Source organism: Thermoleptolyngbya sp. PKUAC-SCTB121, assembly GCF_016919485.1.
Lineage (GTDB): Bacteria > Cyanobacteriota > Cyanobacteriia > Elainellales > Elainellaceae > Thermoleptolyngbya > Thermoleptolyngbya sichuanensis.
On sequence record NZ_CP070366.1, the window covers coordinates 1,929,988 to 1,956,759 of the forward strand.

General features: G+C 55.3%; 24 protein-coding genes. 17 read left to right on the plus strand and 7 right to left on the minus strand.

The features are described from left to right. Positions 1-206 precede the first annotated feature (206 nt). The 5 genes from JTM80_RS08095 to ftsZ all read left to right on the plus strand — a co-directional run bounded on the left by JTM80_RS08095 (position 207) and on the right by ftsZ (position 4,490). Complete coding sequence (locus tag JTM80_RS08095) at positions 207-716, plus strand: hypothetical protein (RefSeq protein WP_205370942.1); 510 nt, start codon at positions 207-209, stop codon at positions 714-716. A gap of 53 nt (positions 717-769) precedes the next feature. Next, positions 770-847, plus strand: coding sequence for a pentapeptide repeat-containing protein (locus JTM80_RS23580; protein WP_225906845.1), 78 nt, complete (start codon positions 770-772; stop codon positions 845-847). Then, positions 844-1,263: a hypothetical protein gene (locus JTM80_RS08105; protein ID WP_205370944.1), complete on the plus strand. Its 420-nt coding sequence runs from the start codon at positions 844-846 to the stop codon at positions 1,261-1,263. Before JTM80_RS23580 ends, JTM80_RS08105 begins: the two co-directional genes overlap by 4 nt. A 400-nt stretch (positions 1,264-1,663) precedes the next feature. Then, positions 1,664-2,683 (plus strand): cell division protein FtsQ/DivIB, encoded by a 1,020-nt coding sequence (locus JTM80_RS08110; RefSeq protein WP_205370946.1) that lies wholly within the window; start codon positions 1,664-1,666, stop codon positions 2,681-2,683. Positions 2,684-3,281: 598 nt separating this feature from the next. Further along, positions 3,282-4,490, plus strand: coding sequence for a cell division protein FtsZ (ftsZ, locus tag JTM80_RS08115; protein WP_172358546.1), 1,209 nt, complete (start codon positions 3,282-3,284; stop codon positions 4,488-4,490). A gap of 39 nt (positions 4,491-4,529) precedes the next feature. On the opposite strand, the gene JTM80_RS08120 is transcribed toward ftsZ, so the two are convergent. Continuing rightward, complete coding sequence (locus JTM80_RS08120; RefSeq protein ID WP_172358545.1) at positions 4,530-4,769, minus strand: TIGR02450 family Trp-rich protein; 240 nt, start codon at positions 4,767-4,769, stop codon at positions 4,530-4,532. A 676-nt stretch (positions 4,770-5,445) separates the two neighbouring features. Here JTM80_RS08120 and upp point away from each other — a divergent pair. The 3 genes from upp (at position 5,446) to JTM80_RS08135 (ending at position 7,024) form a co-directional block, all read left to right on the plus strand. Further along, positions 5,446-6,096: a uracil phosphoribosyltransferase gene (upp, locus tag JTM80_RS08125; RefSeq protein ID WP_068510184.1), complete on the plus strand. Its 651-nt coding sequence runs from the start codon at positions 5,446-5,448 to the stop codon at positions 6,094-6,096. 152 nt (positions 6,097-6,248) lie between these two features. Continuing rightward, positions 6,249-6,554 (plus strand): hypothetical protein, encoded by a 306-nt coding sequence (locus tag JTM80_RS08130; protein WP_068510187.1) that lies wholly within the window; start codon positions 6,249-6,251, stop codon positions 6,552-6,554. A gap of 191 nt (positions 6,555-6,745) precedes the next feature. Further along, positions 6,746-7,024, plus strand: coding sequence for a YggT family protein (locus tag JTM80_RS08135; RefSeq protein ID WP_172358544.1), 279 nt, complete (start codon positions 6,746-6,748; stop codon positions 7,022-7,024). Between the two features lie 25 nt (positions 7,025-7,049). On the opposite strand, the gene JTM80_RS08140 is transcribed toward JTM80_RS08135, so the two are convergent. Continuing rightward, positions 7,050-7,442, minus strand: coding sequence for a hypothetical protein (locus JTM80_RS08140; protein WP_172359115.1), 393 nt, complete (start codon positions 7,440-7,442; stop codon positions 7,050-7,052). Between the two features lie 273 nt (positions 7,443-7,715). Here JTM80_RS08140 and JTM80_RS08145 point away from each other — a divergent pair, with 273 nt between their 5' ends. Continuing rightward, entirely contained in the window at positions 7,716-8,447 is a 732-nt protein-coding gene (locus JTM80_RS08145) for a hypothetical protein (RefSeq protein ID WP_172358543.1), read from the plus strand. Between the two features lie 173 nt (positions 8,448-8,620). Beyond that, the gene (locus JTM80_RS08150) at positions 8,621-9,076 is read left to right on the plus strand and encodes a Fur family transcriptional regulator (protein WP_172358542.1); all 456 of its coding nucleotides are present in this window, start codon (positions 8,621-8,623) and stop codon (positions 9,074-9,076) included. Between the two features lie 153 nt (positions 9,077-9,229). Here JTM80_RS08150 and ndhD1 read toward each other — a convergent pair whose 3' ends face one another. Both ndhD1 and JTM80_RS08160 read right to left on the minus strand, forming a co-directional pair. Then, the gene (gene ndhD1 / locus JTM80_RS08155) at positions 9,230-10,822 is read right to left on the minus strand and encodes a photosynthetic/respiratory NAD(P)H-quinone oxidoreductase subunit D1 (protein ID WP_172358541.1); all 1,593 of its coding nucleotides are present in this window, start codon (positions 10,820-10,822) and stop codon (positions 9,230-9,232) included. 239 nt (positions 10,823-11,061) lie between these two features. Next, complete coding sequence (locus JTM80_RS08160) at positions 11,062-13,134, minus strand: NAD(P)H-quinone oxidoreductase subunit 5 (protein WP_205370948.1); 2,073 nt, start codon at positions 13,132-13,134, stop codon at positions 11,062-11,064. Between the two features lie 1,542 nt (positions 13,135-14,676). Here JTM80_RS08160 and ctpB point away from each other — a divergent pair. After that, positions 14,677-16,017 (plus strand): carboxyl-terminal processing protease CtpB, encoded by a 1,341-nt coding sequence (gene ctpB / locus JTM80_RS08165; RefSeq protein ID WP_172358539.1) that lies wholly within the window; start codon positions 14,677-14,679, stop codon positions 16,015-16,017. Positions 16,018-16,100: 83 nt separating this feature from the next. On the opposite strand, the gene JTM80_RS08170 is transcribed toward ctpB, so the two are convergent. From JTM80_RS08170 to JTM80_RS08180, 3 genes are all read right to left on the minus strand, one after another. After that, positions 16,101-18,617: a 5'-nucleotidase C-terminal domain-containing protein gene (locus tag JTM80_RS08170; protein WP_172358538.1), complete on the minus strand. Its 2,517-nt coding sequence runs from the start codon at positions 18,615-18,617 to the stop codon at positions 16,101-16,103. Positions 18,618-18,777: 160 nt separating this feature from the next. Next, complete coding sequence (locus JTM80_RS08175; RefSeq protein ID WP_205371318.1) at positions 18,778-19,284, minus strand: molybdenum cofactor biosynthesis protein MoaE; 507 nt, start codon at positions 19,282-19,284, stop codon at positions 18,778-18,780. Between the two features lie 72 nt (positions 19,285-19,356). Continuing rightward, positions 19,357-20,247 carry a GGDEF domain-containing protein gene (locus JTM80_RS08180; RefSeq protein WP_205370950.1) on the minus strand — a complete coding sequence of 297 codons (891 nt, stop codon included), beginning with the start codon at positions 20,245-20,247 and terminating at the stop codon, positions 19,357-19,359. A gap of 212 nt (positions 20,248-20,459) precedes the next feature. On the opposite strand from JTM80_RS08180, the gene JTM80_RS08185 reads away from it, so the two are divergent. The 6 genes from JTM80_RS08185 to urtB all read left to right on the plus strand — a co-directional run bounded on the left by JTM80_RS08185 (position 20,460) and on the right by urtB (position 26,690). After that, the gene (locus JTM80_RS08185) at positions 20,460-21,770 is read left to right on the plus strand and encodes a TAXI family TRAP transporter solute-binding subunit (RefSeq protein WP_172358536.1); all 1,311 of its coding nucleotides are present in this window, start codon (positions 20,460-20,462) and stop codon (positions 21,768-21,770) included. 124 nt (positions 21,771-21,894) lie between these two features. Continuing rightward, positions 21,895-22,512 (plus strand): urease accessory protein UreG, encoded by a 618-nt coding sequence (gene ureG, locus JTM80_RS08190; RefSeq protein ID WP_172358535.1) that lies wholly within the window; start codon positions 21,895-21,897, stop codon positions 22,510-22,512. Positions 22,513-22,728: 216 nt separating this feature from the next. Further along, positions 22,729-23,226, plus strand: coding sequence for a DUF3124 domain-containing protein (locus JTM80_RS08195; RefSeq protein ID WP_205370952.1), 498 nt, complete (start codon positions 22,729-22,731; stop codon positions 23,224-23,226). A gap of 236 nt (positions 23,227-23,462) precedes the next feature. Then, positions 23,463-23,813, plus strand: a complete 351-nt coding sequence (locus tag JTM80_RS08200) for a hypothetical protein (protein ID WP_205370953.1) — start codon at positions 23,463-23,465, stop codon at positions 23,811-23,813. Between the two features lie 266 nt (positions 23,814-24,079). Beyond that, complete coding sequence (gene urtA / locus JTM80_RS08205) at positions 24,080-25,408, plus strand: urea ABC transporter substrate-binding protein (RefSeq protein WP_172358532.1); 1,329 nt, start codon at positions 24,080-24,082, stop codon at positions 25,406-25,408. Between the two features lie 124 nt (positions 25,409-25,532). Beyond that, a complete protein-coding gene (gene urtB / locus JTM80_RS08210) occupies positions 25,533-26,690 on the plus strand; it encodes an urea ABC transporter permease subunit UrtB (RefSeq protein ID WP_172358531.1) in 1,158 nt (385 codons plus the stop codon). The last annotated feature ends 82 nt before the right edge of the window (positions 26,691-26,772 follow it).

A 26,772-nucleotide genomic window follows, 5' to 3' on the forward strand; every position in this document is an offset into this window, starting at 1 on the left:
TGTACTTTCTGTAGATTACAGCACTCCCCGAAAGACTGCAACGATTTTAGGGTGCGATCCCAGCGCAACGGTTCGGTAGACTATATGAACTTTATGAACTTTTCTCGATGGAAAACCGTCTAGGGAAAGCCTGAAAAAATTTTGGGGAGAATCGAATGAACGGATTAAAAATGAACGGATTAAAAATGAACGGACTGAAAAGGATTTTGCGACAGATTCCTTTGGGGGGAATTGCATCTGCCGCGCTGTTGGTAGGGTTGGCAAGTTGCTCAGGTGGGGCTGATCCAACGAATACAGCCCGTGCGCCCGAAGTGGCCGCTGCGGAGGGGCAACCTGCCGCTTCATCGGACTCTAGCCTGACGACCGCTGCCGCATCAGGGCAGGATCTGACAGTTTTGTTTAGTCGGGTGTGGCGGATGACGCAAGCCCCGTCAGAACCTGCACTAGGCAGCATCTATGTATTTCTGGCAAACGGCACCTTTTTGCAGACCTCCTGTGTCGAAACCTATGCCCTGTCGGGCTGGACGATTGATAAAGACGCGCCGAATGTGCTGCGGGTGAGCGAGAATGGACAGGTCGCCCTAACTGCCGAAATCTTGGAACTGACGGACACGACCTTGAGGCTGCGGCAAACCCTGGTTCGCAGTGGAGACACGCAGGAGGTGACGCTGAGTGCGCTGGAGGACGAGTTTATCTGTCCCGATTTGCCCCGATAGCGTCCAAGGGCGATCGCCCCACGATTTAGTCTGGGGCTATGTTTTCTGGGGCTATGTTTTCTGGGGCGACGTTTTCTGGAGCGACGTTTTCTGGGGCGACGTTTTCGGCATTTTCTCAAACCAACCCATGACAAGAGGATTGCTGTGGCTGCCGCTGCTGGCGGTGTTTTGCTGGCTGGCGTGGGCTGGCTGGAATGAGTATCAAAAACTGGAAGCCTACCGCCAGTGGGCGGCTCAGTTTGAGCGAGCAAAGTATGACATTCTGGCGGCCCTGGGGCAGCGGGGCGATGAACTGGTGTGGGGCAAGCCGACGCGCCGGGGCCCCGTGGCGCTGCAAACGGTGAAGCTGAGCGACGTGAGGGCGATCGCCCTACAAGTTGATGACAAGACCCTGCCGCTGGATGCGCCCCCCGAAACGGGACGAAACCTGGCGATCGCCCTGGAATTGCCCAACGGCACAGTCGCCATTCCCTTTACTGATGCATCCCTGGCCGTGGAATGGGGACGGTTCCTCCAGCGCCATCAGCAAACCCTGCTGGAGCAATAATCCAGCGCACTCGCCTACCCCGGCTAGCGCTGACCCATTCTCTTAAGCAAATGCGCTGAGACGAATGTGCTGCTCAAAATAGTCTCCATAAAGCCTTAATCTCGTCTTGAGATCCTGTGGCAATTTTGCAAAAACAGGATATACCAGGGAAAGCGGCGGGGTGTATCCCACTTTTGTAAGCCTCACCCTAAATCCCTCTCCCAAAGCGGGAGAGGGACTGCTAATCCGGCTCCCCTTCTCCCGCTTTGGGAGAAGGGGTTGGGGGATGAGGGCAAACTTGCATAACTAGGATGCGCCCAAGCAGCGGGGCTTTGCCTGGAATCGGTCTTCATTGGCAAGCCTCAAATTCAGTGAATTAAGTTTAAGTGAATTAAGTGGCAGGGGTTCACGACCAAGATTCATGGCGGATATTGTTTCAGTCTCACGGACAGAGCTAGCCAATCGGCGCAGGCGGCTGCGGCAACAGCGGCGCTGGCGGGCGTTGCAGGGAATCTGGCGGCTGTCGATGGTGGTGGGCATGGCGGGCGGTGCGGTGTGGCTGCTGAGGCATCCTGCCTGGATTATCGCGTCACCCCAGCAGGTAGAGGTGGAAGGGAATCGGCTGCTGTCGGATGATACGGTGAAGTCGATGCTGGAGATTGACTATCCCAAAGCGCTATGGCAGCTTGGCTCCGAGGCGATCGCCCGCCAGCTAGAGTCCCAGGGCATTATTGCTCAGGCATCGGTGACGCGCCACCTGTTTCCGCCCAGCCTGACGCTTGCTGTGCAGGAGCGTGACCCCGTGGCGATCGCCATCTTGGCTCCCCCTATCGCCGGAAACGAGACTGCGATCCCCCATGATTCCACCGCGAACGCACCCAGCCCCTCGCCCACTACTGGGCTGCTGGATGCCACAGGTTTCCTCGTGCCGATGGATGAATACACTGCGCTAGAGGCAGGGCTAACGCTGCCTACGTTGCGGGTCATCGGCTTTCGCGCTGAACAGCAGTTGGAATGGGCCAGCTTCTACCGGGATCTGAGCCAGCACCAGCAGCAGACCCCAGGGTCGATCGCCATTCAGGAAATCAACTGGAGCAACCCATCCAACCTCATCCTCACCACCGAACTGGGATCGGTTCACCTGGGCGGCTACAGTTCTCGCTTTCCGGCCCAACTCCGCGCCCTCGACCAGCTTCGACAACTGCCCACCAAGCTCGATCTCAGCCAGGTCGTCTATATTGATCTGCAAAATCCCGACAATCCCCTCATCCAAACGCGAGACATGCGCCTCCCTAGTCCGTCATCATCCAATCCCGACGATGAGGCTGGCTGGGATCAAGAGACTGGGGCTGGGTCAAACGCTGAGACAGGGAGCTTGACCGATCCGACCAGTCCTGACGCAATTTCCGATCCGGCGATCGCCCCACCCGCCGCCTGGTAGAGTCAGCGCCCCTGCCCCAGTCGGTTCAAATCGGCTCAACGCTCTCACCCAGAACTTTCGTTTGTTTTCCAATCAAGTTGCACTATATTTAGTTAGAATTAGACCTCACATTCCCTCCTGAGAAATCGTCTAGAAATCTCTTGGATCACGCTAACGGATCACGCTAATAGAACGCCGATAGCGATTGGCTCTGATTTCCACTGGTTTTGAGCGTTCGGCTGGTTTGGGTTTCCATCATGAATAATCGGGGTGTTCTGCGATCGCTCTCGAATGACCAGAGCCACTGCTCATAGCCCCACTCCCAGTCCCGGTCAATTGGATCGTGTCCAAGTTGATAGTTCCAGTCGACCGTTTCAGTGAACCGTTCCAATGAACCGTTCAAGTTGACCGTTCAAACTAAATGTCCAAATCCGCCGAGCCTGAGGCTGCATCAGGCATTTCCGCTGCTCCGTAGCCTCTTTGCGTTAGCGAACGTTAGAGAATTGCCATCAAAGGTGGAATTTGGAGATGTGGATGCGGACTGCGCGTGTAGTATTGATGTAAATATAATGCCTGGGCTTTCCTGCCTGGTTAACGAATTAAGCCACTTTTTTGACCAATGAATAATGCGAACCCTTTTGCCAATGCAGGCGCGAACTCTGGGCTTCATCTAAGCCAGAGCCACGACACGAAACCGTCCCTCTCAGACGACTCTGGATATAGCGACATCGTGCCGAGCAGCCTGGCCCGGATTAAGGTCATTGGCGTAGGGGGAGGCGGCTGCAACGCGATTAACCGCATGATTGCCAGCCAAGTCTCTGGAGTCGAGTTTTGGTCGGTCAATACCGATGCTCAGGCGTTGACCAATGCCGCCACGCCGAACCGCCTCCAGGTTGGCAAGAAGCTGACCCGTGGGCTGGGGGCAGGCGGGCACCCGCCAGTGGGTGAAAAGGCTGCCGAAGAATCGCGGGATGAAATCGCCACCGCGCTGGAAGGCGCTGACCTCGTATTTATCACCGCAGGCATGGGCGGCGGCACGGGCACGGGCGCGGCTCCCATCGTGGCGGAAGTCGCGAAGGAAGTCGGCGCTCTGACGGTCGGCGTAGTGACTCGCCCCTTTACCTTTGAGGGCAAGCGCCGCACCTCCCAGGCAGAAGAGGGCATCGGGGCGTTGCAAAGCCGGGTAGACACGCTCATCGTCATCCCCAATGACAAGCTTTTAACCGTTATCTCAGCCGAAACGCCTGTACAAGATGCCTTTCGTGTAGCAGACGACATCCTGCGCCAGGGCGTTCAGGGCATTTCCGACATCATTACCATTCCCGGTTTAGTGAATGTGGACTTTGCAGACGTGCGGGCGGTGATGGCCGATGCGGGGTCTGCCCTAATGGGCATCGGCATCGGCACGGGCAAGTCGCGGGCGCGGGAGGCGGCTACGGCTGCCATTTCGTCACCGCTGCTGGAGTCCTCCATCGATGGCGCACGCGGCGTAGTGTTCAATATTCGCGGCGGCTCTGACCTGACGCTGCATGAGGTGAATGCGGCGGCCGAAATCATCTACGAAGCGGTTGATCCCAATGCCAACATCATCTTTGGCGCGGTGATTGACGATCGCCTCCAGGGAGAAGTTCAGATTACGGTCATCGCGACGGGCTTTGCGCCAGGGGAAGTGGCGGCATTGCAGTCTAGCCGGGTGGCTCCGCTCAAGCGCACGGTCACTGCTCCACCCATCGGCACGATGCCCACTGCGCCTTCCGCTGATCCGCGCCTGCGGCCGGGGCTGGATATTCCCGAATTCCTACAACGTCGCCGTCCGCCGACCCGCTAGATTTTTGGGGTTCATTTTTGGGTTCACTCATTTTTGGGTTCACTCAATGGACTGTTCTTGGAGCGATCGCCAGCCTGCCTGCCAGAGCGATCGCTCCTTGAGCTGTTTTGCATTAATCCAAAACCGCACGCTGAGATCACACGATGCCACCATTTCAGCGAATACCCACTCGCCTTCATTCTTGCGGTTGACCACCTGAAAATGTCGCCAACCCCAAGTGGTTTGCAGCGAAGTCCACTTAGACCCTACTAAATGGGGAAACTTTTGCTTTTTGGGCATGGCCACCTCCCATGTCGATTCTCGATTTTGGATTTGCGATTTTGGATTTGCTGCGATTTTGGATTGCCCGTCGAGCGTCTACAGGCTTCCAGCAATTCTATTCGCCGCTTTACCCGCTGCTTTATTCGCCGCTTCGCCTCGGAGCATGGATCTCACACCCAAGCAGTCGTCCAAAGCAATTCTGTGGCGCAATTTCTGTGAAAAAACGTTGATATGATAATCCAGATTGCAGACTTGCATCCCTTTTGCTCCGGCCGATGAAATCAAGCAAGCCGATCAGGAATACTCCGTTTCGGAGCTTTTTGAACCATCGATCACGCTCTTTCTGCTGTTCTTTTAGCTGCTCTTTTAACTGTAAACCGCCTGTACCCTGCTGCTAGCATTGCACCTGACCGATGAGCCAAATCTAAAATCTACACCAAGACGCTGCGATCGCCCCTTCTTCCGTAAACCCCCTCTTCCGTAAATACCTGAAAGTCAAGACTAGAAGCCAGACCAAGCCTCAGATCGCCAGGATTGCCAATCTAAAACCGCCAATCCAAAATCCATAGGACTTACGCAGTTGGACGATTTCTCGCGGGCTGCGCCCGCGAGAAATCGTCCAGAACCCAAAGCGCCTATCGCAAGTGCGTAAGTCCTGATCCAAAATCGATACAACTCTAACCCCCAACCCCCCATGTCCCTGACCCTCCGCGTTTACGTCCCCTCCCATCCGCTCATCAAGCACTGGCTCTCGGTTGCCCGCGACGAATCTACGCCTACGGTTCTGTTTCGCAGCGCCATGACCGAGTTGGGGCGCTGGCTAACCTACGAAGCCACCCGCGACTGGCTGCCCACCACTGAAAGCGAAGTGCAAACGCCTCTGGCTCCCTGCCCTGCTACTTTTATTGACCCAGAAGTGCCGATTGTGGTGGTGCCAATTTTGCGGGCGGGTCTGGCGCTGCTGGATGGAGCGCAGGCGTTGCTGCCGCTGGCCTCGATTTATCATGTGGGGCTGGTGCGAAATGAAGAGACCCTGGAAGCCAGTTGCTACCTGAACAAGCTACCAGAACAGATGCCGCCGGGGACGCGGGTGCTGGTGACAGACCCGATGCTGGCCACGGGTGGCTCTAGTCATTCGCTGCTGAAGCTGCTGGTGGAGCGGGGAGTTGACCCAGCGCTGATTCGGATTGTGGCGGTGGTGGCGGCTCCCCAAGCCCTGCAACTGCTGGGGGCAGACTTCCCGGCGCTGTCAATCTTCACGGCGGCCATTGACGAAGGGCTGAACGATCGGGGCTACATTGTGCCGGGGCTGGGCGATGCGGGCGATCGCACGTTTGGCACTTGAGGACGGGCACTGAAAAAACAGTGCTGAAAAAGGGGCGCGTGAGATGGGGACTTGAGAAACCCACAGAGCGATCACACGCCCACGAATCGACTTAACGGTAGACTAAAGGGTATCTGAAATAACCGCTCGTGGCGATCGCGGAGAGAAAGGGTATGAGTCAGCAAGATAACTTCTTTGGCGGGTTTTGGGTCGGCGCAATTGTGGGCGGCGTAGTAGGCGGCGTGCTGGGCGTGCTGGTTGCGCCCCGCCTCTCGCGGCAAGACTCGCTAGAGAGCAAAAAGGGAGACCGTCACTTGCCCCTGTCTGAGCAAAACAGCGAGGATTCTCGTCGGGGGCTAGAGGACAAAATTGCCCAACTCAACGACGCGATCGATGATGTGCGCCAGCAGTTGGGCGGGGTGAACGGCGGCAACCGAGTCGAAGGGATGGAACGGGTGCGGGGCGATCGCCCTTACTAGCCCCCTTGGAAAGCTTGTGAAAAGCCCATCTCTGAAAGGCCCATCTCTGAAAAGCCCCCTCAAAGCCTCATTCAAACTAGCCTCATCCTGTAGAAATCCTGGAAGTCGTTAAGCGCCCGCTGGCTTCCAGGTCGTGTAGGTTAAACTGAGTGTTAAATGAGTTTAGTTCGCCATTATTCATCCAAACGCCCATGAGTGGTTCTACTATGCTGGTTGCCCAGTCCCTCTCCACCTTCATCTCGATCTACACGACAATCCTGATCATCCGCATCCTGCTTACCTGGTTTCCCAGCGTCAACTGGTATAGCCAGCCCTTCGCCGCCCTCAGCCAAATCACCGACCCCTACCTCGACATCTTTCGTCGCGTGATTCCGCCACTGGGGGGCTTTGATTTTTCGCCGATCTTGGCAATTTTTCTCCTGCAATTTTTGGGACGCTTTCTGGAAAGCGCCGCCTATGCCGCCTTCTAAGCCTTCTAAACGGTGACCCAAGCGGCTATCGGCGGACAGTCCCTGCAAATCCTGCTGCCTTGAACTGCTCCAGCTTTAGCGGCGTGGGCTGGTTTTCGGACACGCTGATGCGGAGTTCAAAATCGCTAACACCGGGCGGAACTTCGTCGATTGATCCCAGTCGAGTCCGGTTTTGCATCACCGGATTATCGTTGGCATCGTAAATACGACCGAAAATGTCGGCGTTGTAGATGTCCTTGTTGGTTGGATTTTCGGCTTTGCCCGTAATGATGTAGCAACTCGCGGGCATACTCGTGCCGCCAGGGGTGACAGCGCCTTCGCCCAGTTCTTCTGGGCAGACTTGATAGGACAGGTCAAATAACCGAATCTGCACGAGCGCTAGGGCTGTGGGCGCGTAGAACCAAGGGGCGATCGCCATACAGACGGCCAGGAAAATTACGAAAACGCGCTGGAGGCGGAAGTTAAACCAGTTCATCATTGCAGGGAGTAGCGTAGACAGTAGCAGAATCCAGGTCGAAATCTGGGGAGTAGGCATGGAAAAATTGCTACCCTCAGCGTACCTGAATCTGGGGGCACAGGGGGTTAGCCAGCCTATTTTTCTAGATGACTTCGCAGATGACTCTACAGATGTAGTGGCATAATGCAAAGTTAACTTGCAGAGTTAACGGTTGCGAAGCAGAGTGAACCGCGCATGACCCCTGCCGAGATTGAAGCTGCTTTGAGGGTCGCTTTCGATGCCTGTGATGCCGAAGGCTATCCTCTGAGTTTGGAACAGCAGAGCCTGTTGTTGCAGCTTGTGGCGCAACAGTTAGACAACGGAGATGCATGGTCTACGTCCTACTCTGCTGTCTCTGATAGAGACAAGCCAAGGGACAAGCCAGAGGATAGCCTGAACAATCCGCTGGAGGCGCTCACGATAGATCAGCGGCGGGCGTTTTTGGACTATGTGCAGGAGGCTCAAGCGAGCGGGCGATCGTGGAAGGCGCAGTTGCTCAATGACTGGCTGCGAGGAAATGATTCTGGCCCGGTGCAGTTTGTCCGCGATCAGTTTGGGCTGAATTGGTTAGAACAGGTGCGTCCTATGCATCTGGCGGCCTATGCAGAGGCAGCGCTGCGGCTGAAGGCGGGCGATCGCATCGAGGTGGCGAATAGCCTCTGGGAATGGGTGCAAGACGACGGCCCATGCAGCCGCGAGTGGTTTCCCTGTACCGTTATCTCCGTTAATGAACCAGCCCCGCGAGAATCCGCCAATAGCGAATCTGCCAGCAGTGAACCAGAAACCACAGGCACGTCAGAGGCTTCCGAAACCCGACAGGCAAGCTGCTGCGTCCGATTTGACAACGGCATGGAATACGAAATTCAGGGTATTTATGAGTGGAATCGCTATAACTGGCGCTGGGCTGCAGAAGAATCCCGGTTCTGAGTAGTTTTGACGAAAATCCCGCCCATTCTCCTGCTTTAAGGCGTTCCCGTTATAGAAATCTAAAAGATTTGTGAAGCCTAAGTGGGTATTATTCTCAATAAGCAGGTTTTCTTGCAAATACTCGATTTATTGTGTATCCTTCTCAATAAAGCAACCTTATTGAAAAGGTGCCTATGACTGCCTACACTGCGACCTCACTAAAGGCTGAACTTAACGAGCGGGGCTGGCGTTTGACCCCTCAGCGCGAGACGATCCTGACGATCTTTCAGAACTTGCCCAAGGGCAATCATCTCAGCGCTGAGGACTTGTATAACCTGTTGAACGAGGAGGGGCATCATATTAGCCTCTCGACGATTTATCGCACGCTCAAGCTGATGGCCCGCATGGGCATTCTGCGGGAGCTAGAGCTGGCCGAGGGTCATAAGCACTACGAAATCAACCAGCCCGCGCCTTATCATCACCATCACCTGATCTGCGTCCGCTGCAACAAGACGATTGAGTTCAAGAACGACTCAATCCTGAAAACGGGCAGCCGCACGGCTCAGAAAGAAGGCTATCACCTGCTCGACTGTCAGCTTATTATTCACGCCGTTTGCCCAACCTGTCAGCGATCGCTCCTTCCGATTTAGCTTCTTCTTCGATTTGGTTCAGGGCGGACTGATCTGCCGGTTTTGACGGCTTCTGCTATAGCTCTCCTGATTTAGCTCTCATAAAAGCCAAAAAGCCCAGAGTTGAAAGACTCCGGGCTTTCCTGTTAACGGCTATCGGCGTGACAGATCAGGCTAGAGATTGGACGAAATCTCAGGAGCCTTGAGCAACGCCTGCTTTGAAAGCGTCGCGGTTTCTTTCTCCGCAGCGGCGATCGCAAAGGATTCCTGAAGCTGGGCTGTCACCTGCTCAGTCGTAGAATCATACATCTGCGTAATCAGCTTGGGATAGAACCCGATGCCAATAATCGGGATCAGCAGCGACGCAATGATAAACACTTCGCGAGGTTCGGCATCCACCAGCACCTCATGCTCTACGAGTTCCTGGTTTTCTGGGCCATAGAAAATCTCCCGAAGCATGGACAGCAGATAGATCGGTGTCAGGATCACGCCCACCGCCATTAGCGTAATCACGATAATTTTGAACGTCTGGTCATAGGCATCGCTGGTGGCAAAGCCCACAAATACCATCAGTTCTGCGACGAATCCGCTCATTCCCGGCAGGGCCAGCGAGGCCATCGAGCAGGCTGTAAACATGGCGAAGATCTTGGGCATTTTTTTGCCTACGCCGCCCATCTCGTCCAGGATGAGGGTGTGTGTCCGGTCATAGGTTGCGCCTACTAGGAAGAACAGGCTGGCTCCAATCAGCCCGTGGGACACCATTTGCAGCATGGCTCCGCTCAGGCCCAGGTTGGTGAAGGAGGCTAAGCCAATTAGCACGAAGCCCATGTGGGAAATCGAGGAGTAGGCAATTTTTCGCTTCAGGTTTCGCTGGGCAAAGGAGGTCAGCGCGGCGTAGATAATATTAACCACGCCCAAAATTACCAGAATCGGCGCAAAACGGACATGGGCATCCGGCAGCATCTGCACATTCATCCGCAGCAGCGCGTAGCCGCCCATTTTTAGCAGAATGCCCGCCAGCAGCATGTGAACCGGAGCCGTCGCCTCGCCGTGGGCATCGGGCAGCCAGGTATGGAGCGGAAAAATCGGCAGCTTGACGGCGTAGGCGATCAGGAAGCCTGCGTAGACCAAAAGCTGGAACTTCAGCGGGAAGTCCTTATCCATGAGCGATCGCATGTCAAAGGTGACCGTATCGCCATAGAATGCCATCGCCAGCGCCGCCACCAGGATGAACAGCGACCCACCCGCCGTATACAGAATGAACTTAGTGGCTGCGTAGAGCCGCTTCTTGCCGCCCCAAATAGACAGCAGCAAGTACACCGGGATTAGCTCCAGTTCCCACACCAGGAAGAACAGCAGCATATCCTGCACGGCAAACACCGCAATCTGTCCGCCGTACATCGCCAGCATCAGAAAGTAAAACAGGCGCGGCTTCAGCGTTACGGGCCAGGATGCCAGAATCGCCAGCGTGGTGATAAAGCTGGTCAGCAGAATTAGCGGCATCGAGAGTCCGTCTGCCCCCACTGACCAGCGCAGGTCTAGCGAAGACACCCAGGAATAGCTCTCGACCAGTTGCAACTCAGAACGGCTGAAGTCGTATTGGGTATAGAAGGCGTAGACCGTCAGCGCAAAGTCGATCAGTCCGATGATGAGGGCGTACCAGCGGACGGTTTTTCCGTCTTTATCGGGAAGAACCGGGATCGCTAGTGATGCGAGGACAGGCAATAGGATGATGGTTGTTAGCCAGGGAAATTCAGCAGTATTCATGTAGAAATTTAGATTTCAAACGTTCGGAGCAGGTTTCTGAGTAAGTTTCCTGGAAAAATCTGAAAGAATCTGAAAGGATTAGCTTTTAACTTGCAATCTCGCTTGCAACCCAACTGCGATTAATGATCGAAGATTGGACGATTCACTCAAGTAACTTGGGCGGCTCACTCAGGCGGCAGATTTCCCAAAAAGGGATAAGGCAGAAGCGGAGAGCGATCGCCCTCCGCCCTGTGTCAACTTCAGGTAATCCCGGAAACCAGCACTAGCCCCAGCACCGCGCCAAAGACGATCAGCGCGTAGAACTGCACCCTGCCGCTTTCCAGATATTTCAGCGCTTCGCCCGTGACCAGCGTGACAAAGCCCGTCAGGTTTACCAGCCCATCCACAATCCGCACGTCTACTTCTAGCACCTGCCGGGCCAGACGACGGCTGCCCTGCACGAACACAGCGTTGTAGATGTCGTCGATGTACCACTTATTGAGTGAAAGCTGATAGAGCGGCTGGATCTTGTCGGCGATCGCCGATGGGTCGATTTTCTTGAGCAGGTACATGGCTGTCGCTAGGGCAATGCCGCCGAGGGCGATCGCCACTGAGCTACCGCCCATCGTCAGAAATTCGCCCCAGTCCACTGTCTCGGCTTCGTGGATCACCTCACCAGGGGCATGGATGAATTCCTCGAAGTAATTCTTGAACGGCGTGCCTACCAGCCCGATCAGCATCGACGGAATGGCCAGCACCATCAGCGGCAGCGTCATCGTAATTGGCGACTCGTGCGGCTCGCTGGCGTGGTGTCCGTGGTCGTCGTGAGCCTCGTGATCTTCGGCATGAGTCTCCGCCGTTAGCTCCAGCGGGTTCATTGCACCGGGGCCAAAAGCCAGACCCAGCTTTTGAAGCTGCTCGTTTTTTAGCTTGCGCTTGATCTCCGTGCTAGTACCGCGAAACTCGCCCTCAAAGGTGCTGAAGTACATGCGGAACATGTAGAACGCTGTGATCCCCGCCGTCAGAAATCCAACGGCCCACAGCGCCGGGTTTGCCCGGAAGGTGGCTCCTAGAATTTCGTCCTTTGACCAGAAGCCAGCCAACGGGGGAATTCCGGCGATCGCCAGCGTGCCAATCAAGAAGGTCGTGGCGGTAATCGGCATATACTTCCGCAGACCGCCCATCAGTCGCATATCCTGCGCCAGCACGGGGTCGTGTCCTACCACCCCCTCCATGCCGTGGATCACAGAACCAGAGCCGAGGAACAGCATTGCTTTGAAGTAGGCATGGGTCATCAGGTGAAAGAGTCCGGCTGTGTAGGCTCCCACGCCCATGCCCATGACCATATAGCCAAGCTGGGACATCGTGGAATAAGCCAGACCCTTCTTGATATCGTTTTGCGTGATGGCGATGCTGGCTCCTAAAAATGCCGTGACTGCGCCCGTATAGGCAATCACGTTCATGGCGGTGGGGATATGCTCAAACACGGGGAACATGCGAGCAATCAGGAAGACACCCGCCGCCACCATCGTTGCTGCGTGGATCAGTGCCGAAATGGGGGTGGGGCCTTCCATCGCGTCCGGCAGCCAAACGTGCAGCGGAAACTGGGCCGACTTTGCCACTGGGCCAAGGAACACCAGCACCGCAAACAGCGCTGCGATCGCCCCGCTAAGCGCACCCGACTGGACGAGATCCTGGAGGCGATCGCCAATCACCTCAAACTCAAAGCTGCCTGTCGCCCAGTATAAGCCCAGTATCCCCAGCAGCAGCCCAAAGTCGCCCACCCGGTTCGTCACAAACGCCTTCTGGCAGGCATCGGCAGCCGCTTTACGGTCATACCAGAAGCCGATCAGCAGGTAGGAACACATCCCCACCAGCTCCCAGAAGATGTAAATCTGCACCAAGTTTGGGCTAATCACCAGCCCCAGCATCGACGAGCTAAACAGGCTGAGGTAGGCATAGAACCGGACATAGCCTGGATCATGAGCCATATAGCCATCGGTGTAGAGCATCACCAAAAAGGCCACCGTCGTCACAATCACCAGCATCAGCGCCGTCAGGTGATCAACGATATAGCCCATCGATAGGTGAAAATCGCCCGCCGATGCCCACTCAATCGAGCGTTCGTAGGTCGGGTGTCCTTGAATCTGGCTCCACAGCAGGGCAAAGGAGAGAACCATTGCAGTGCCCGTCAGCGAGACAATGAACACCGAACTGGGCTTGCGAAACTGCTTGGCGAAACCGCTGGAAGAAATTAGACCTAGCCCCAAAATCATCGCCCCTGCCAGGGGCAACACTGGGATAAGCCAGGCATATGCGTAGAGGGATTCCATGATGAAGCCTACTTCAAGCTTTTTTTCAAATCGGGCAAAACCGCTTACATTTTGACACAGACTGGCGGAGTGGAGGTGTTTCTGAAGGTTTTGTCAAGAATGGGGCTGCGATGGTGTCAGACTCGATTCCTCACCCAATTCCGAATGAGCTACCTGACTTCGCATCATCCACTGCATTCAGTCACAGTTGCATTCAGTTAATCTCTCGGATAGTCTGTCCAGATCACCTGTCAGAACCTAATCGTCATAGATCACATACTGCCCCATTCTTCCCTGTATTGTTCGACACGCTATTAAAATTTCTCCCGTTTTTATTCGACAGCCGTACGACTTGATGAAGACTGGCTGAAACCTTGCTATAGACGACTCAGAATTGCGAGCGATACAGCGCATTAGGGCAAATTTACAGGTTGGCATGGAATTTTAGGGGCGATCGCCCGTCTGCACGCGCTCAGGCTTCGTTAAATTTCCTCAAAGGATGCTGGAAGATCGGGGGGAACTAGGGTTAAAGTAGCGGAAACCCAGTATATTTGGTGCGGAATATTTGGTGCGGATATATTTTTTCCATTGCGTCTGGTAAATGCATTCGGCTAGGTGGGTCTGAGTCTTCTAAATATGCTCAGTATTCGGTGCTTCTACCCGTTTTGTGCAGGAGTATTAATGAAAACTGTACTGTTCTGAGGCAGGTTTCTCTGAGGTAGGGTGGTTGCAGGACTGGCGCGATCTTAGGGTTGTTGTGTTCTTTGCAACCGACGGCTCTAAGGGCGATCGCCCATGTTGATTTGGAAATTTCTTCAGGTGAGGGCGCATCTGACATAATCTACTGCGTACAAGGTTGTGTGCGTGGCGGGTTGTGTCTAAAAGTTGTATTCAAAACCGCATGGGCTGTGTTTTGTGCATATCGTTGGCACTGACTCAGGGATAGCTTGGCTCGGTGCCTGATTTACTGAAGCTATCTAGTGATTTTTGTTACTCCCAAAATCTCCCAAACGAGCTACCTTTAGATAGATGAAGAAATGGCTTAAATCGTCTACAGCCACTATCCTCGACAGGACTCTGGACTGGGAGCAACTGGATGTATGCAGTGGTATGAGGCAATGCGGTTCGGGGCTGGCTGCCGTCGCCTGCAACCGCAGTCTCGATGAACCCGTCTATAGGGTTTGCCCAAGAAGTTATGGAGGGAGCAGCGTTTTCTGTTTCACCATTCCTGTTTCGCCCTTGTTTTACCCAGGTATTCAACAGGGCACCTCGAAAGATTCAGATCCTCTTGAGAATGGCTACGAGAAAACAAGGGTTTCAGGCTCCTAAAGTTCTCAATAAGGCAATTAATCGAGGTGCCCAACCGTTTGTTCCGGAGGTTTAAGCATCTGTGGTTTAAGCATCTGTCCTGTCTAAGCCAGTCCCAAGCTAAGCCAGACTCCAAACTAAACCAGGCTTCAAAACTGAATTAGCACACGCATCCTGCCGTGCTGGCGAATCCAGCGTGTGGCCGCGTATTGAATCCCTACGCTTTCCTGTCCCCCTCTATCCCGGTTACTGCCCATGCGCCGCTTTTTCAACCGCTCTCGTTTGCTCAATGCCGCTCTTTTTGGTGGAACTGTTGCCGCAGCCGCTACGGTTTCGCTGCTGACCCCCGTGTTCAGTTCGGCTGTGAACGCTACGCTTCAGGACAGCCCCAAGGCCCTGCTTGATGAGGCGTGGCAAATCGTGAATCGGGAGTATGTAGACAGCACGTTTAACCAGGTGGACTGGCTGGCAGTGCGCCACGAACTGCTCAGCGCCTCCTACAGTTCGCGGGAAGAGGCTTACAATGCATTGCGCCGCGCCCTCCAGCGACTACGAGATCCCTATACCCGTTTCATGGACCCGCGCCAGTTTGAAGTGCTAACGAGTCAGACCTCTGGAGAACTGTCAGGTGTGGGCATTCGGCTTCAGGCAGACGAGCAAACGGGCGCGATTACTGTGGTAGAGCCAATCCCCAACTCTCCGGCGGCGCGAGCGGGCATACAGGTGGGCGATCGCATTTTGTCGATTGATGGCGTTTCGACCGAGGGGATGACGCTGGAAGAAGCCTCGAATCGCATTCGGGGTGAGGTCGGCACGCGCATCGTTTTGCGGCTGCAACGACAGTCGGAAGAGGCGACCGACCTGACGCTAACGCGGGCCCGCATTGAGCTTCCCAATGTCCACTACACCTTGAAACAAGAGCAGGGCACTCGCGTAGGGTATATCCGCCTGACTGAATTCAGCGCCCACTCGGCAGAACAAATGCATCGGGCGATTGAGGACTTGCTGAGCCAGCAGGTGCAGGGCTTTGTGCTGGATCTGCGGGGCAATCCAGGAGGGTTGCTGCAGGCCAGTATCGACATCTCGCGTCAGTGGTTGGGCAATGGACTGATTGTCCGCACGGTGGATCGGTACGGGGCGAACGAGCGGATTCGGGCCAATCGCACGGCGCTGACGGACTTGCCGCTGGTCGTGTTGGTGGACGGCAGTTCTGCCAGTTCCAGCGAAATCCTGACGGGGGCGCTGATGGACAATCGGCGGGCCACGATCGTCGGCACCAAGACCTTTGGCAAAGCGCTGGTGCAGTCGGTGCATTCGCTGTCGGATGGGTCTGGTCTGGCGGTGACGATCGCCCATTACTACACCCCCAACGGCACGGACATCAGCCAGCGCGGGATCACGCCCAATGTGCAGGTCAACCTGACCGATAGCCAGCGCCAGCAGCTTGCCGCAAACCCCACCTCGGTTGGCAGCCAGAGCGATCCCCAGTATGTGCGGGCGATCGCCGTTCTCCGGTCTACGATTGCAGCCCAGCCTGCCCGTCCGATTCCCGCTCAGCGGGCCAGTGCCCCCCGCGCCCCCCGCATGAGCAACTAAACGCAGCACCTCGCAAATGCAAAAGGCACGGCGCATCGCGCCGTGCCTCTTATGCGCTTTTATAGGCTGGCTTCAGACCCGCATCAAGCGAACGTCTCTGCGGTCGCAAACGTGGTCACAAAGTCGGTGCGGTTGAGCGCACTGGCTCGCACGCCTAGCAACTCCGCCAGCAGGTCATTACCAGCCCGGATCTGAACACCGCGAGTGGTATCGGTAAAGCGCAGATTGCCGAAGCGCAAATTGCCCGACAGACCGATCTTGTCTACGCCGTCTTTGTAGTCCACGATTGTGTCGAACCCAGCGCCGCGCGTCAGCACAAAGGTATCTGCGCCCGCTCCGCCAATGCAGGTATCGCGGCCTAGCCCGCCAACCAGCACATCTTTGCCAGGGCCACCGTTGAGGCGATCGCCCCCACGTCCACCCTCCAACAAATCGTCGCCCTGCCGCCCGTTTAGCACGTCGGCTCCACCCAGCCCTTGCAGCAGGTCGTTGGCAAATCTGCCGACAAGACGGTTGCGGCCGTTGGTGCCCACAAGCTGAACCCCAAACACGTTGTCGCCTCGAACGCCGAGGTTCTGAATGCGGCGATCGCGCTCTGCGGGCGTGTCTGCCTTGGTAAACGTGCCGCTCTGAGCCAGAAACTCTGCAAACGCATCTTGCTCACTACCTGCATCTGTAAACGTCGCCACCCCATCCGGCAGGCTCACTGGTCCGTCGATCACGCCATTCCGGTTCAGGTCAATACTCGTCTCGCCTAATAAATCCACCCGATTCGCCAGGGTTGGGTTTTCTCGCACAAACCGGAAGAACGGATAGCCATCCCCGCTGGAATCTAGCGAACTCGTTCCCAGCAAAAAGCTGAGCGTCACCAATCGGAAGGTGCGGTTCGGATCGCCCACAAGCTGACCGTTCCGAACAATGATTTGCGTAAAGTTGCCATTGGCATCCGTCAGCGCCGCCGACTGGATGCGCTCTCCGGCCGTGGTCACGGTGCCATCGCTCGCGAGTCGCTGGGCCGTCTTGCTGGCATCGAAGCTAAAGGAGATGCCGCCAATTTGAGGAAACGCGCCAGGGGTTCGTCCCGGCCCAACGCCCGAAACACCATGCTCTAGCACTTCCTTCAACTGTGCCGCTGTGACGGTAATCAGGCTCAAGCCATTGTTAAAGCGCAGCGAATTTTCGATGTCCAGTTGCGACAAATCCCCTTCTTGTTTATTTGCCTCCGGGTTAGCTGGTGGAGGGAGAGTCACGATATCGCTGGGGTCGGTTGCGCCCGGAGTGGGGGACACTGCGCCGATGTTGTCGCGGATGCCGCCGCCATTCTTCAGCGAGATCACCACAGAGGAATCCACCTGCCTTGCTACGAACAAGTTGGCATCCGCCGTCAGGTTGCCCAGGTTCGTCTCCTCCGTCCGCACCGAATTGCGCGTGCCGTTGAGAAATACTGTAGTCTTCCCAAAAATATTGCTGTCTTTGGTGTTGATGATGGTTCGTAGCTTGCCAAGCAAATCCACCACTTCTGGATCGGGTTCACCGGGGTTGACGGCCGTCAGCGCAGCCACGCTGGCTGTATCTGTGGCATAGGCCCCATTGACATTGGGATCGAGCTTTGACAGGTCAATTTTGCCGTCGTTGTCAAATTCCACCACCAGCCGCCCGACATACTTCCAGTTGCTGTCGGTGTTGACCACCAGCACAGGCCCAGTTGGAGAGTCCTCCACCAAGGGGTAAATGCCGCCTGCCGTATCGCCAGGGCGCAGTCGGTCGGTGCTGTCTGCCAGCAGGGTGTGGGAACCCCCCGCAATAATCACGTCTACATCGCGCAGCCGTCTGGCCAGTTCCCGCTCGATGAACAACTGCTGCATGTGCGCCACAATCACAATCTTGTTAATGCCAGCAGCAGTCAACCCATCGACCGATTTTTGAATTTCTACGGCGAGGGCATCTAGCTCAGCCGCACTGGGGTTTGCGCCAAAGGGCTGCGGCAGAATTTCAACATTTGGGCCGGGTGAGGAGATGACCCCTAATGTCGGAGTCGTTGCGCCGACAACCCCAATCCGTTCGCCGTTGACTGTCAACACGGTGCTTTTTGCAATGCTGTTGGGGGCTGCGGGCTGTCCATCCGCAACGACCAAATCTTCTAGCACAAAGTCTTGGCTGGGAGTGCCATCGTCTCCCGGATTGGGATCGGTGAAGTTCAGGTTGCTGCTGAGGTAGGGAAAAACCGTGCCCCGATATTCGCGATCGCGCCGAATTAGAGATACAACGGTCGATTCACCCAGGTCAAATTCGTGGTTGCCCAAGGCAGAAGCCTGAAATCCCATCTGGTTGAGGATTTCAATATCGACGCGCCCGACTCCCTCGCGGAACGTATAGTCATCGCCGGGAGCAGGGGATGAGGTGGTTTTTCGGAGAGCGCGATCGCTCCCAGAAGAGAAGAAGGGGCCAGGAATGTAGTTATCACCCGAAGACAAGATTATGGTGTTGGTGTAGTCATCCTTCAGCGCGTTAATCACTGTAGAGAAATTAACCGCATCGGTGAAAGCCGGGAGACCGCTTTCCATGTCGGAAGCGTGCAGAATTTGCAGTTGAAAAGCCATAGGTTTTGTTGAAGCGATTTGGAGGCGCTCGATGATAAATGAATGCCTCACAAACGATCCCACGGCGAGATTAAGCGAGTTTAATCTCGTTATTAACGTCTCGTAATTGGATGATTAACCTTCCTTAAGGTGACCCTAGACACGACATCTGGGCTTTTTCCTAACAGCCTGTGGGCGACTGTTCGCACGCGCCAATGCTGACCCAACTGGTGGAGCCGTCTGCCGAGTGTTCCTTTTTCCAGATGGGGGCGTTGTGTTTCAGCGTGTCGATGGCGTACTGGCAGGCGGCGAAGGCTTCGGCACGATGGGGACAGCCCACGGCAACCAGCACGCTGATTTCGCCAACGACCAGCTTGCCTGTGCGGTGATGGATGATGACATGACTCACATCGGGCCAGGTGGCGCGAATTTCGGCGGCGATTTGCTGAAACACCTTCAGCGCCATCGGCTCATAGGCCTGGTATTCCAGCGCGATGACGGGCTTGCCGTCGGTTTCCTGACGCACCATGCCGCTCATGACCACCACTGCGCCATTGGCCGGGTCATCGGCCAGGTCATAAATCTCTGGCAGCGACAGGGGCGCAAACGTGATTGCGAAGTGGTCGCTGGGGTGGGGAGCGGCGGGGCGGCTGGCAAAGGCACTGGCAGAAGGGGCGATCGCACTCATATTGGCGCACTCATTCAGAAAAGTCACTCAGAAAAGTCGTTTTAGGACAGCCGCCTCAAGAAATTGCAAGCATTACTCGCTATTATGCCGTGGGGCGTTCGCGTTGGGATACATCGCAAACTGGGCGGCGTTTTTGCCCCTGTGCTTAACCTGATACATAAGCTGGTCAGCATAGTGAATCAGCATGGTCTGGGAAGAGGGCGGCTGGGTACAAACTACAACGCCAATACTAACGGTGATAGGGCTTTGCTCTGCCTGCATGGTGATTGCAAGCTGTGTCTGAATTCGGGAAATGGCAGTCTTGGCAGCGCTGAGATCGGTTTCAGGAAGCAGCAGGGCAAATTCGTCCCCGCCGAGTCTGGCAAGCAGGTCGGTCTTGCGGATGCTGTCTCGAACCACCTGAGACACGAGCTTTAGAATGCGATCGCCCTCCAGATGCCCCCCCTGATCGTTGACCTGCTTGAAGTTATCCAGATCGAGATAGGCAATGGCGAACGGGCGAGCATAGCGGCGCGATCGCTCGATTTTCTGCGCCAGCTTCTCGGTAAACACGCGAACATTGATTGCATGGGTTAGCTCGTCCATGCTAGACAGCCAGCGGAGCCGATCCTGTGTTTTGCGAAGTTTCGTGATCAGCGTGCTGGTGACAAGAAAAAACCCGAGTTCCGTGACGCTCCGCCAGAGGGAACTAATTGTTTCAGTGTAGACAAATCCACTGGAATACTCGGCTACAAGGAAGATTACCAGAAAACTAAGTAACGTGGTATAGAGAGCAACGGGTTGCGGCGAACACCAAGCTGCCCAGGCGATGGGAATTAGGTAGAACAGGGACAGCACGATATCTGAACCCAGGAGATGATCTAGCCGACCAATCGTCAGCACGGTCAGCGTGTAAACTGCAACCTGAACCCAGATTGGTTGATGCGCGATCTGCTCAATCCAATTGCCCTGCTCAATTCTCATGGGTTGAGATGTTTTCTGGAGTCATTGTCAAGTCTTTAAGGCAAGTCTCTAAAGCTAGTCCACCGAGTTCAGTTCGGTCAGCAAAGGCGGTCAAGAATGCAAGCAGCTTTCGATTCAACGCATTTAGAACTGTAGGTGGCCACTTCTGTCATCTGGTGTTCGTCGGGTCGTTGCCCTATTGGATCGAGTATTATCTCATTCGGTCAGAGCCTATGCAGAGTAAGTTTGCAATTCCAATTGTGGTGCTGAGCGTGTTGGGAGCGATCGCCTTTGCGGCCCAGTGGACGATCGAGCGGCAGCGGGTCTATTCGCTCACCATTGCCACGGGCAACGCAGACGGAGAATACTACGCCTTTGCTACGGCGCTGTCGAGCGTGGTCGCTGCCCACGAACCCAAGATTCAGATTCGCGTGCTGGAAACCGACGGCTCCCTGCAAAATGCGAAACTGCTGGCTGAGAGCGAAGCGGATTTAGGCATTATCCAAGGCGACACGTCGCTAGACCCGTCTGTGCAGGCGATCGCCTACCTGTTTCCCGAAATCTGCCACCTAATTGCCGCGCCCAGCGCCAACATTCGCCAGTTCACCGACCTGCGCGGCAAGCGGGTCGCTGTTCCGCCCCAGGGCAGCGGCTCCTACCCCATCTTCAAGCACTTCCAGACCCACTACAACCTTATGGACAGCGACTTTCGCCCGCTGCCCATGACTACCGCCGAATCTTACGAAAAGCTGCAAGCGGGCGAGATCGACGCGCTGTTTCGTGTGATTGCATTGGGTAGCCCTTCGGTGCGGGGTCTGCTCCAGCGCACCCAGGCGCAGCTCGTGCCGATCGACCAGGCGGAATCCATGCGGCTGACGCTGCCCGTGCTGGAAGCCAGCGAAATTCCCAAAGGCACCTACGACGGGGCGCTGCCGATTCCTGACGAAGATATTCCCGCTGTGGGGCTGCGAGCGATTTTGGTAACGCGGCGGGATCTGGAACCAGCGATCGCCAAAGTGATTACCCAAACCCTGTTTGAATTTCGCAACGAACTGGTCAGCCAGTATCCCCGTGCTGCGCTCATGCGCCTGCCCGATGCCCGCGAAAATCTGGGTCTGTCGCTGCATCCTGGCGCTCGCGATTATTACAACCAGGACGAACCCGCCTTTTTGGTGGAATATGCCGAGGTCATGGGCTTTCTGCTGTCCTTTGCGGTGCTAGCTGCGTCTAGTCTGTGGCAATTTCGCCGCTGGCTGGATGAACGCCAGAAAAATCGTGCTGATATGTACAACCTCAAGGTGCTGGCGCTGCTCGAAAAAGTAGAACAGGCAAGCACCCCGGAGGAACTGGAATCTCTGCGCCAGGCTCTATTTGAAATGTTTCACAAAGTCGTGACCGACCTTGACACCGACCGCATCTCCCAGGCTTCGTTTCAGTCTTTTACCTTTCCCTGGGATGTGGTCCTCAGCACGATTCGCCATCGAGAATTGTTGATGAGTCGTGCGATGGATTACAAAGATCAGAAACCAGAAATGCGACGATGATAGATTTGGGTGGGAGCGAAGAGCGAAGAACGAAAAAAGAAGAACGAAGAACGAAAAAAGAAGAACGAAGAACGAAAAAAGAAGAACGAAAAAAGAAGAACGAAGAGCGATAAAAGAGACTCTGATGAATACTTTTCGTGTTGGTATTGCTGGCCCTGTGGGTTCTGGAAAGACGGCTTTGGTTGATCGCTTGTGTAAGGCGATGCGGGAGACGTATAGCCTAGCGGTGGTGACGAATGATATCTATACGAAGGAAGACGCGCAGTTTTTGGTGCGGAGTGAGGCGCTGACGGGCGATCGCATCGTGGGCGTGGAAACGGGCGGCTGTCCCCACACGGCGATTCGCGAAGATGCCTCGATTAACTTGGTGGCGATCGAACAGCTAGAGCGGCAGTTTCAGCCTGATTTAATCTTTGTGGAAAGCGGCGGCGACAACCTCGCGTCTACCTTCAGCCCGGAACTGGTGGATTTGACGATCTACGTGATCGATGTGGCCGCTGGGGACAAGATTCCCCGAAAGGGCGGCCCGGGCATTACGAAATCTGACCTGCTGGTGATTAACAAAATCGACCTAGCTCCGCTGGTGGGGGCAGACTTGGGCGTGATGGAGCGCGATGCCCGCAAGATGCGCGGCAACAAGCCGTTTGTCTTTACAAATCTGAAGATCAATCAGGAGCTAGAAACTATTGTGCAGTTTATTGAGCTGCACATGGGCAAACCGTCTTTGCAACCGTCGGCTTGAACGGAATGAGGATGAGGGCGATCGCTCCCCAAGAACGGAATTTGAACCAGAATTCCGCAATAATAGCAACAAGCAGAAGGCACTGTATCTCGAACGCAAGCAAGAACGTGGTGACAAGTCTCAAAGCAGATCTCAAAAACTCGCAAAAAGATGCGCTCCGGTAAACCAGCGAAATTCCTATCAGCGATCTGCGGAATCCTTCTGGCGATGACAGGGATGACCTGTTCCACCCAGCCGCCAGAGCAACTGCCAGCGACGATCGTTCAGCAAGAGGCAACGCTTCAACCCGTCTTTCTAAATCCTGAGAAAATCATCGACGGACAGACGGTTTATGTTCCGGTCTATTCGCACATCTATCATCATAACAACCCGCGCAATGCGGTCAACCTGTCGGCCACGCTGAGCATTCGCAATACCGATGCAGAACACGCCATTATCATTACTGCCGTGCGCTACTTCGACTCTGAGGGTGAGATGATTCGTCAGGATATTACGGAGCCATCGAAACTGGGGCCGCTGGCTTCGGTCAGCTTTTTTGTGGCAGCAAACGATGTGAGCGGCGGCGCGGGCGCAAACTTTTTGGTGGACTGGGTAGCAGAAACGGCTGTTTCAGAACCCGTGATTGAAGCGGTCATGATCAGCACTTCGTCTTCTCAGGGCATTTCTTTTGTCAGCCCTGGGCGAGTGGTGAAACAGCGGGACGTTGCGCCGTAGTGCTAATTCGGCTGCCGCAATGCTGCATCAAACGAAGCCGTTTCTTCTTAAGATTATCTTTGGGATTGATGAGACTTACGCACTTGCAATAAGCTTTCTGGGGTCTGGACAATTTCTCGCGGGCGTAGCCCGCGAGAAATTGTCCAACTGCGTAAGTCCTAATTAAGAATGCCCTAGAATCGATAGCGTTCCTCAATCAAGCGCATGGGCAACCCAAACCGTATCCTTGATCTTGTTTGGGCGATCGCCGCCATGCCTACGAACTCATCCGCAACAGCGTAGACGTGATCCAGCGGGAAACCTTTAGCTCCGCACTAGATCTGGGTGTAGAAGCGCTCAAACTGATGGGCGTGCGCTCCTATCGGGCGCATCGGACCGCGAAAATTTTCAAACAGCACGATGAAGAGGCGCTGCGTGATGTAGCTGCGATGGAAGACGATGACACCGCTCTGATTGCGCGATCGCGCCAGTTGGCCCAAGACCTGGAGCGCATTTTGCAGGCAGACGCAGAAGATCGACGAGCCGAGGGCGATCGCGCCTGGGACATTTCCAACCTTAGAAAAGAAGCGGTCGAAAAAGACGCATAAAGCTGGCTAGAACTAGACTAAAGCGGTCTAAAGAGGTCTAGAGAGGCAAAGCTCGCCGCGCCAACTCAGCCAAACGCCAACTCAGCCAAACGACAGGGATGACTCCGCCAAAGTGCAGAAATAAGGTCTGAAAGCAGATTTATAAAAACTTAAGAACTTTAGTTTTGTAGCCTAAAGCACAAATGACAAGGGTCTACAGACCTAACATCACACCCTAGTATGATTAATCGTTCATTTCGCCCCCTCGCGATGAGGAGACGTGTTGCATGACAAGGCTATTTGGTCGTCGGAAATTTATGGTCTACGGCTCCGCCGCACTCGGAGCTAGCATGTTGCTCAAGGCCTGTGCTCCCTCTACTACCACTACGGCAAGTTCCCCTGCTGCGGATGCATCTTCGCCAACGACTCCTGCTTCAGGGGATGGCATCAAGGTGGGTGTCCTCCACTCGCTCAGCGGCACGATGGCCATCTCTGAGAAGTCGGTGGTCGATTCTACGCTGCTTGCCATCGATGAAATTAACGCATCAGGCGGCGTGCTGGGTAAGCAGATTATCCCTATCGTTGAAGACGGCGCGTCGGATTGGCCCACCTTTGCCGAAAAAGCCCGCAAGCTGATTGATCAAGATCAGGTCGTCGTTATCTTTGGCTGCTGGACTTCTGCCAGCCGCAAAGCGGTGCTGCCCGTGTTTGAAGAAAAGAACCACATGCTGTTCTACCCGGTGCAGTATGAAGGGCAGGAATGCTCCAAGAACATTTTCTATACGGGTGCTGCGCCTAACCAGCAAATCGAGCCGTCGGTGGACTGGCTGCTGGAAAACAAGGGCAAGGAATTCTATCTGGTCGGCTCGGACTACGTGTTCCCCCGTACCGCCAACACGATTATCAAAGCCCAAGTGGCTGCCAAGGGCGGCACGGTGGTTGGCGAAGACTACCTACCCCTGGGCAACACTGAAGTTGCGCCGATTATCGCCAAGATTCGTTCGGCTCTGCCCAACGGCGGTGTCATCTACAACACGCTGAACGGCGACAGCAACGTGGCCTTCTTCAAGCAACTGCAAGGCGCAGGCCTCACACCGGACAAGTATCCCACCATGTCGGTGAGTATCGCAGAAGAAGAAGTGCAGGCCATCGGCAAGGAATACTTGCTTGGCCATGCTGCTGCCTGGAACTACTTTATGACGGTCGATTCGCCCGAAAACAAGAAGTTTGTGGATGCCTTCAAAGCCAAGTATGGCGACAATCGTGTGACCAACGACCCGATGGAAGCGGGCTACATCTCTGTCAACATCTGGAAGCAGGCAGTTGAAAAAGCTGGCGCAGAGGGCACACCGACTGACCTAGAAGCAGTGCGCTCTGCTGCCTACGGTCAAGAATTTGCCGCGCCCCACGGCCCGGTGAAGATGTTCCCCAATCACCACATTTCCAAGACGGTTCGGATTGGTGAAGTGCGGGATGACGGCCTGTTTGAAATTGTCTATTCCACGCCCGCCCCGGTCGATCCGGTGCCTTGGAACCAATACGTTGCAGAAACCAAGGGCTTTGCCTGCGATTGGACGAGAACCGATGTCAGCGATCCGGGCAAGTTCCAGATCTAGAGATAGGTCACTGGTTTCTTAGATTTCTCGCGGGCGTGGCCCGCGAGAGTTTCTTTACCTAGCTCGGCTATAGCTGAGCTATAGGTAACGGGTTGCCTATTGCTGACTCATTGGGAGAGGGCCTGTGGTTGCGAGTATTTTGGACGGTATTTTTAACGGAGTCAGCATTGGCTCGATCCTGCTGCTGGCGGCGCTGGGGCTGGCAATCGTGTTTGGCTTGATGGGCGTGATCAACATGGCCCACGGCGAGCTGATGATGCTTGGCGCTTATACGACCTTCGTGGTGCAGAATGCGTTCAGGGCAATCGGTGGGCCGCTGTTTGAGGCTTATATCTTTTTTGCGCTGATAGCGGCGTTTATTGTCGCGGCGCTGGTGGGGCTGCTGCTGGAGCGGGGCGTGATTCGCTATCTCTACGGGCGACCGCTAGAAACGCTCCTGGCAACTTGGGGCGTGAGCCTGATTTTGCAGCAGTTCGTCCGCAGTGTGAACTGGGTACTGGTGTTTGGTCTAATTCTGTTTTGTGTTTTGTATTTTGGCGGACAGTGGATTGCCAAGCGTCGTCCTGATTTTGAGCGGATTCAGGGCTGGGCAACGGCTCTGCTGCTGGCGCTGTCGGGGGCGATCGCCCTTGTCGCGAGCAACCTCCTTGCCAGAACCTACGGGCTAGCCGTGACACAACCCTGGTTTGGCGCACAAAACAAAGACGTGACCGCACCCGCTTGGCTGCGCGGTGGTATTCCCCTGGGCAACTACCAGCTTCCCTACACACGCCTATTCATCATGGTGCTGACGGTGCTGTGTGTGCTGGGGGTCTACTGGTTTCTGAACCGCACGGCTTGGGGGCTGCGGATTCGCGCTGTCACCCAAAACCGCAACATGAGCGCCTGTCTGGGCATTCCCACCCGCACTGTGGACGCGCTCACGTTTGCCTTGGGGTCGGGGCTGGCGGGTATCGCTGGGTGCGCCCTCAGCCTGCTGGGTTCTGTTGGCCCCAACACGGGGCAAAACTACATCGTGAATACGTTCATGGTGGTGGTTGTGGGCGGCGTAGGCAAGCTGATTGGCACGATTGTCGGCGCGATGGCAATTGGCATTACGGACTACATTATTGGCACGGGGATGCTGGCAAACTTGACCAATATCCCGTTTATCAAGGACTTTTTCACCTTTTTCGCCACCACCAGCATGGCAAAGGTAATGGTGTTTGCGCTAATCGTCCTGTTTCTCCAGTTTCGTCCGGCAGGGATGTTCCCGCAGAAAGGACGCACGGTGGATGCCTAGCCATGCAATCTGGTCTGGCTCTGCACCAATTCTCGTTGCCGTTACCTGAGCAATGTTTGTCTGCCTCTGCACCGATTCTTGT

Bases quoted from the DNA above. Each gene is read 5' to 3' on its own strand.
- JTM80_RS08140 (WP_172359115.1), bottom strand. From the start codon at position 7,442: ATGGCGATCGCCCCTTGGTTCTACGCGCCCACAGCCCTAGCGCTCGTG.
- JTM80_RS08170 (WP_172358538.1), bottom strand. From the start codon at position 18,617: ATGGCTTTTCAACTGCAAATTCTGCACGCTTCCGACATGGAAAGCGGT.
- JTM80_RS08180 (WP_205370950.1), bottom strand. From the start codon at position 20,247: ATGAGAATTGAGCAGGGCAATTGGATTGAGCAGATCGCGCATCAACCA.
- JTM80_RS08160 (WP_205370948.1), bottom strand. From the start codon at position 13,134: ATGGAATCCCTCTACGCATATGCCTGGCTTATCCCAGTGTTGCCCCTG.
- ctpB (WP_172358539.1), top strand. From the start codon at position 14,677: ATGCGCCGCTTTTTCAACCGCTCTCGTTTGCTCAATGCCGCTCTTTTT.
- ureG (WP_172358535.1), top strand. From the start codon at position 21,895: ATGAATACTTTTCGTGTTGGTATTGCTGGCCCTGTGGGTTCTGGAAAG.
- JTM80_RS08105 (WP_205370944.1), top strand. From the start codon at position 844: ATGACAAGAGGATTGCTGTGGCTGCCGCTGCTGGCGGTGTTTTGCTGG.
- ftsZ (WP_172358546.1), top strand. From the start codon at position 3,282: ATGAATAATGCGAACCCTTTTGCCAATGCAGGCGCGAACTCTGGGCTT.
- JTM80_RS08150 (WP_172358542.1), top strand. From the start codon at position 8,621: ATGACTGCCTACACTGCGACCTCACTAAAGGCTGAACTTAACGAGCGG.
- JTM80_RS08145 (WP_172358543.1), top strand. From the start codon at position 7,716: ATGACCCCTGCCGAGATTGAAGCTGCTTTGAGGGTCGCTTTCGATGCC.
- JTM80_RS08120 (WP_172358545.1), bottom strand. From the start codon at position 4,769: ATGCCCAAAAAGCAAAAGTTTCCCCATTTAGTAGGGTCTAAGTGGACT.
- upp (WP_068510184.1), top strand. From the start codon at position 5,446: ATGTCCCTGACCCTCCGCGTTTACGTCCCCTCCCATCCGCTCATCAAG.
- urtA (WP_172358532.1), top strand. From the start codon at position 24,080: ATGACAAGGCTATTTGGTCGTCGGAAATTTATGGTCTACGGCTCCGCC.
- JTM80_RS08135 (WP_172358544.1), top strand. From the start codon at position 6,746: ATGAGTGGTTCTACTATGCTGGTTGCCCAGTCCCTCTCCACCTTCATC.
- JTM80_RS23580 (WP_225906845.1), top strand. From the start codon at position 770: ATGTTTTCTGGGGCGACGTTTTCTGGAGCGACGTTTTCTGGGGCGACG.
- JTM80_RS08195 (WP_205370952.1), top strand. From the start codon at position 22,729: ATGACCTGTTCCACCCAGCCGCCAGAGCAACTGCCAGCGACGATCGTT.
- JTM80_RS08175 (WP_205371318.1), bottom strand. From the start codon at position 19,284: ATGAGTGCGATCGCCCCTTCTGCCAGTGCCTTTGCCAGCCGCCCCGCC.
- JTM80_RS08185 (WP_172358536.1), top strand. From the start codon at position 20,460: ATGCAGAGTAAGTTTGCAATTCCAATTGTGGTGCTGAGCGTGTTGGGA.
- JTM80_RS08130 (WP_068510187.1), top strand. From the start codon at position 6,249: ATGAGTCAGCAAGATAACTTCTTTGGCGGGTTTTGGGTCGGCGCAATT.
- ndhD1 (WP_172358541.1), bottom strand. From the start codon at position 10,822: ATGAATACTGCTGAATTTCCCTGGCTAACAACCATCATCCTATTGCCT.
- JTM80_RS08110 (WP_205370946.1), top strand. From the start codon at position 1,664: ATGGCGGATATTGTTTCAGTCTCACGGACAGAGCTAGCCAATCGGCGC.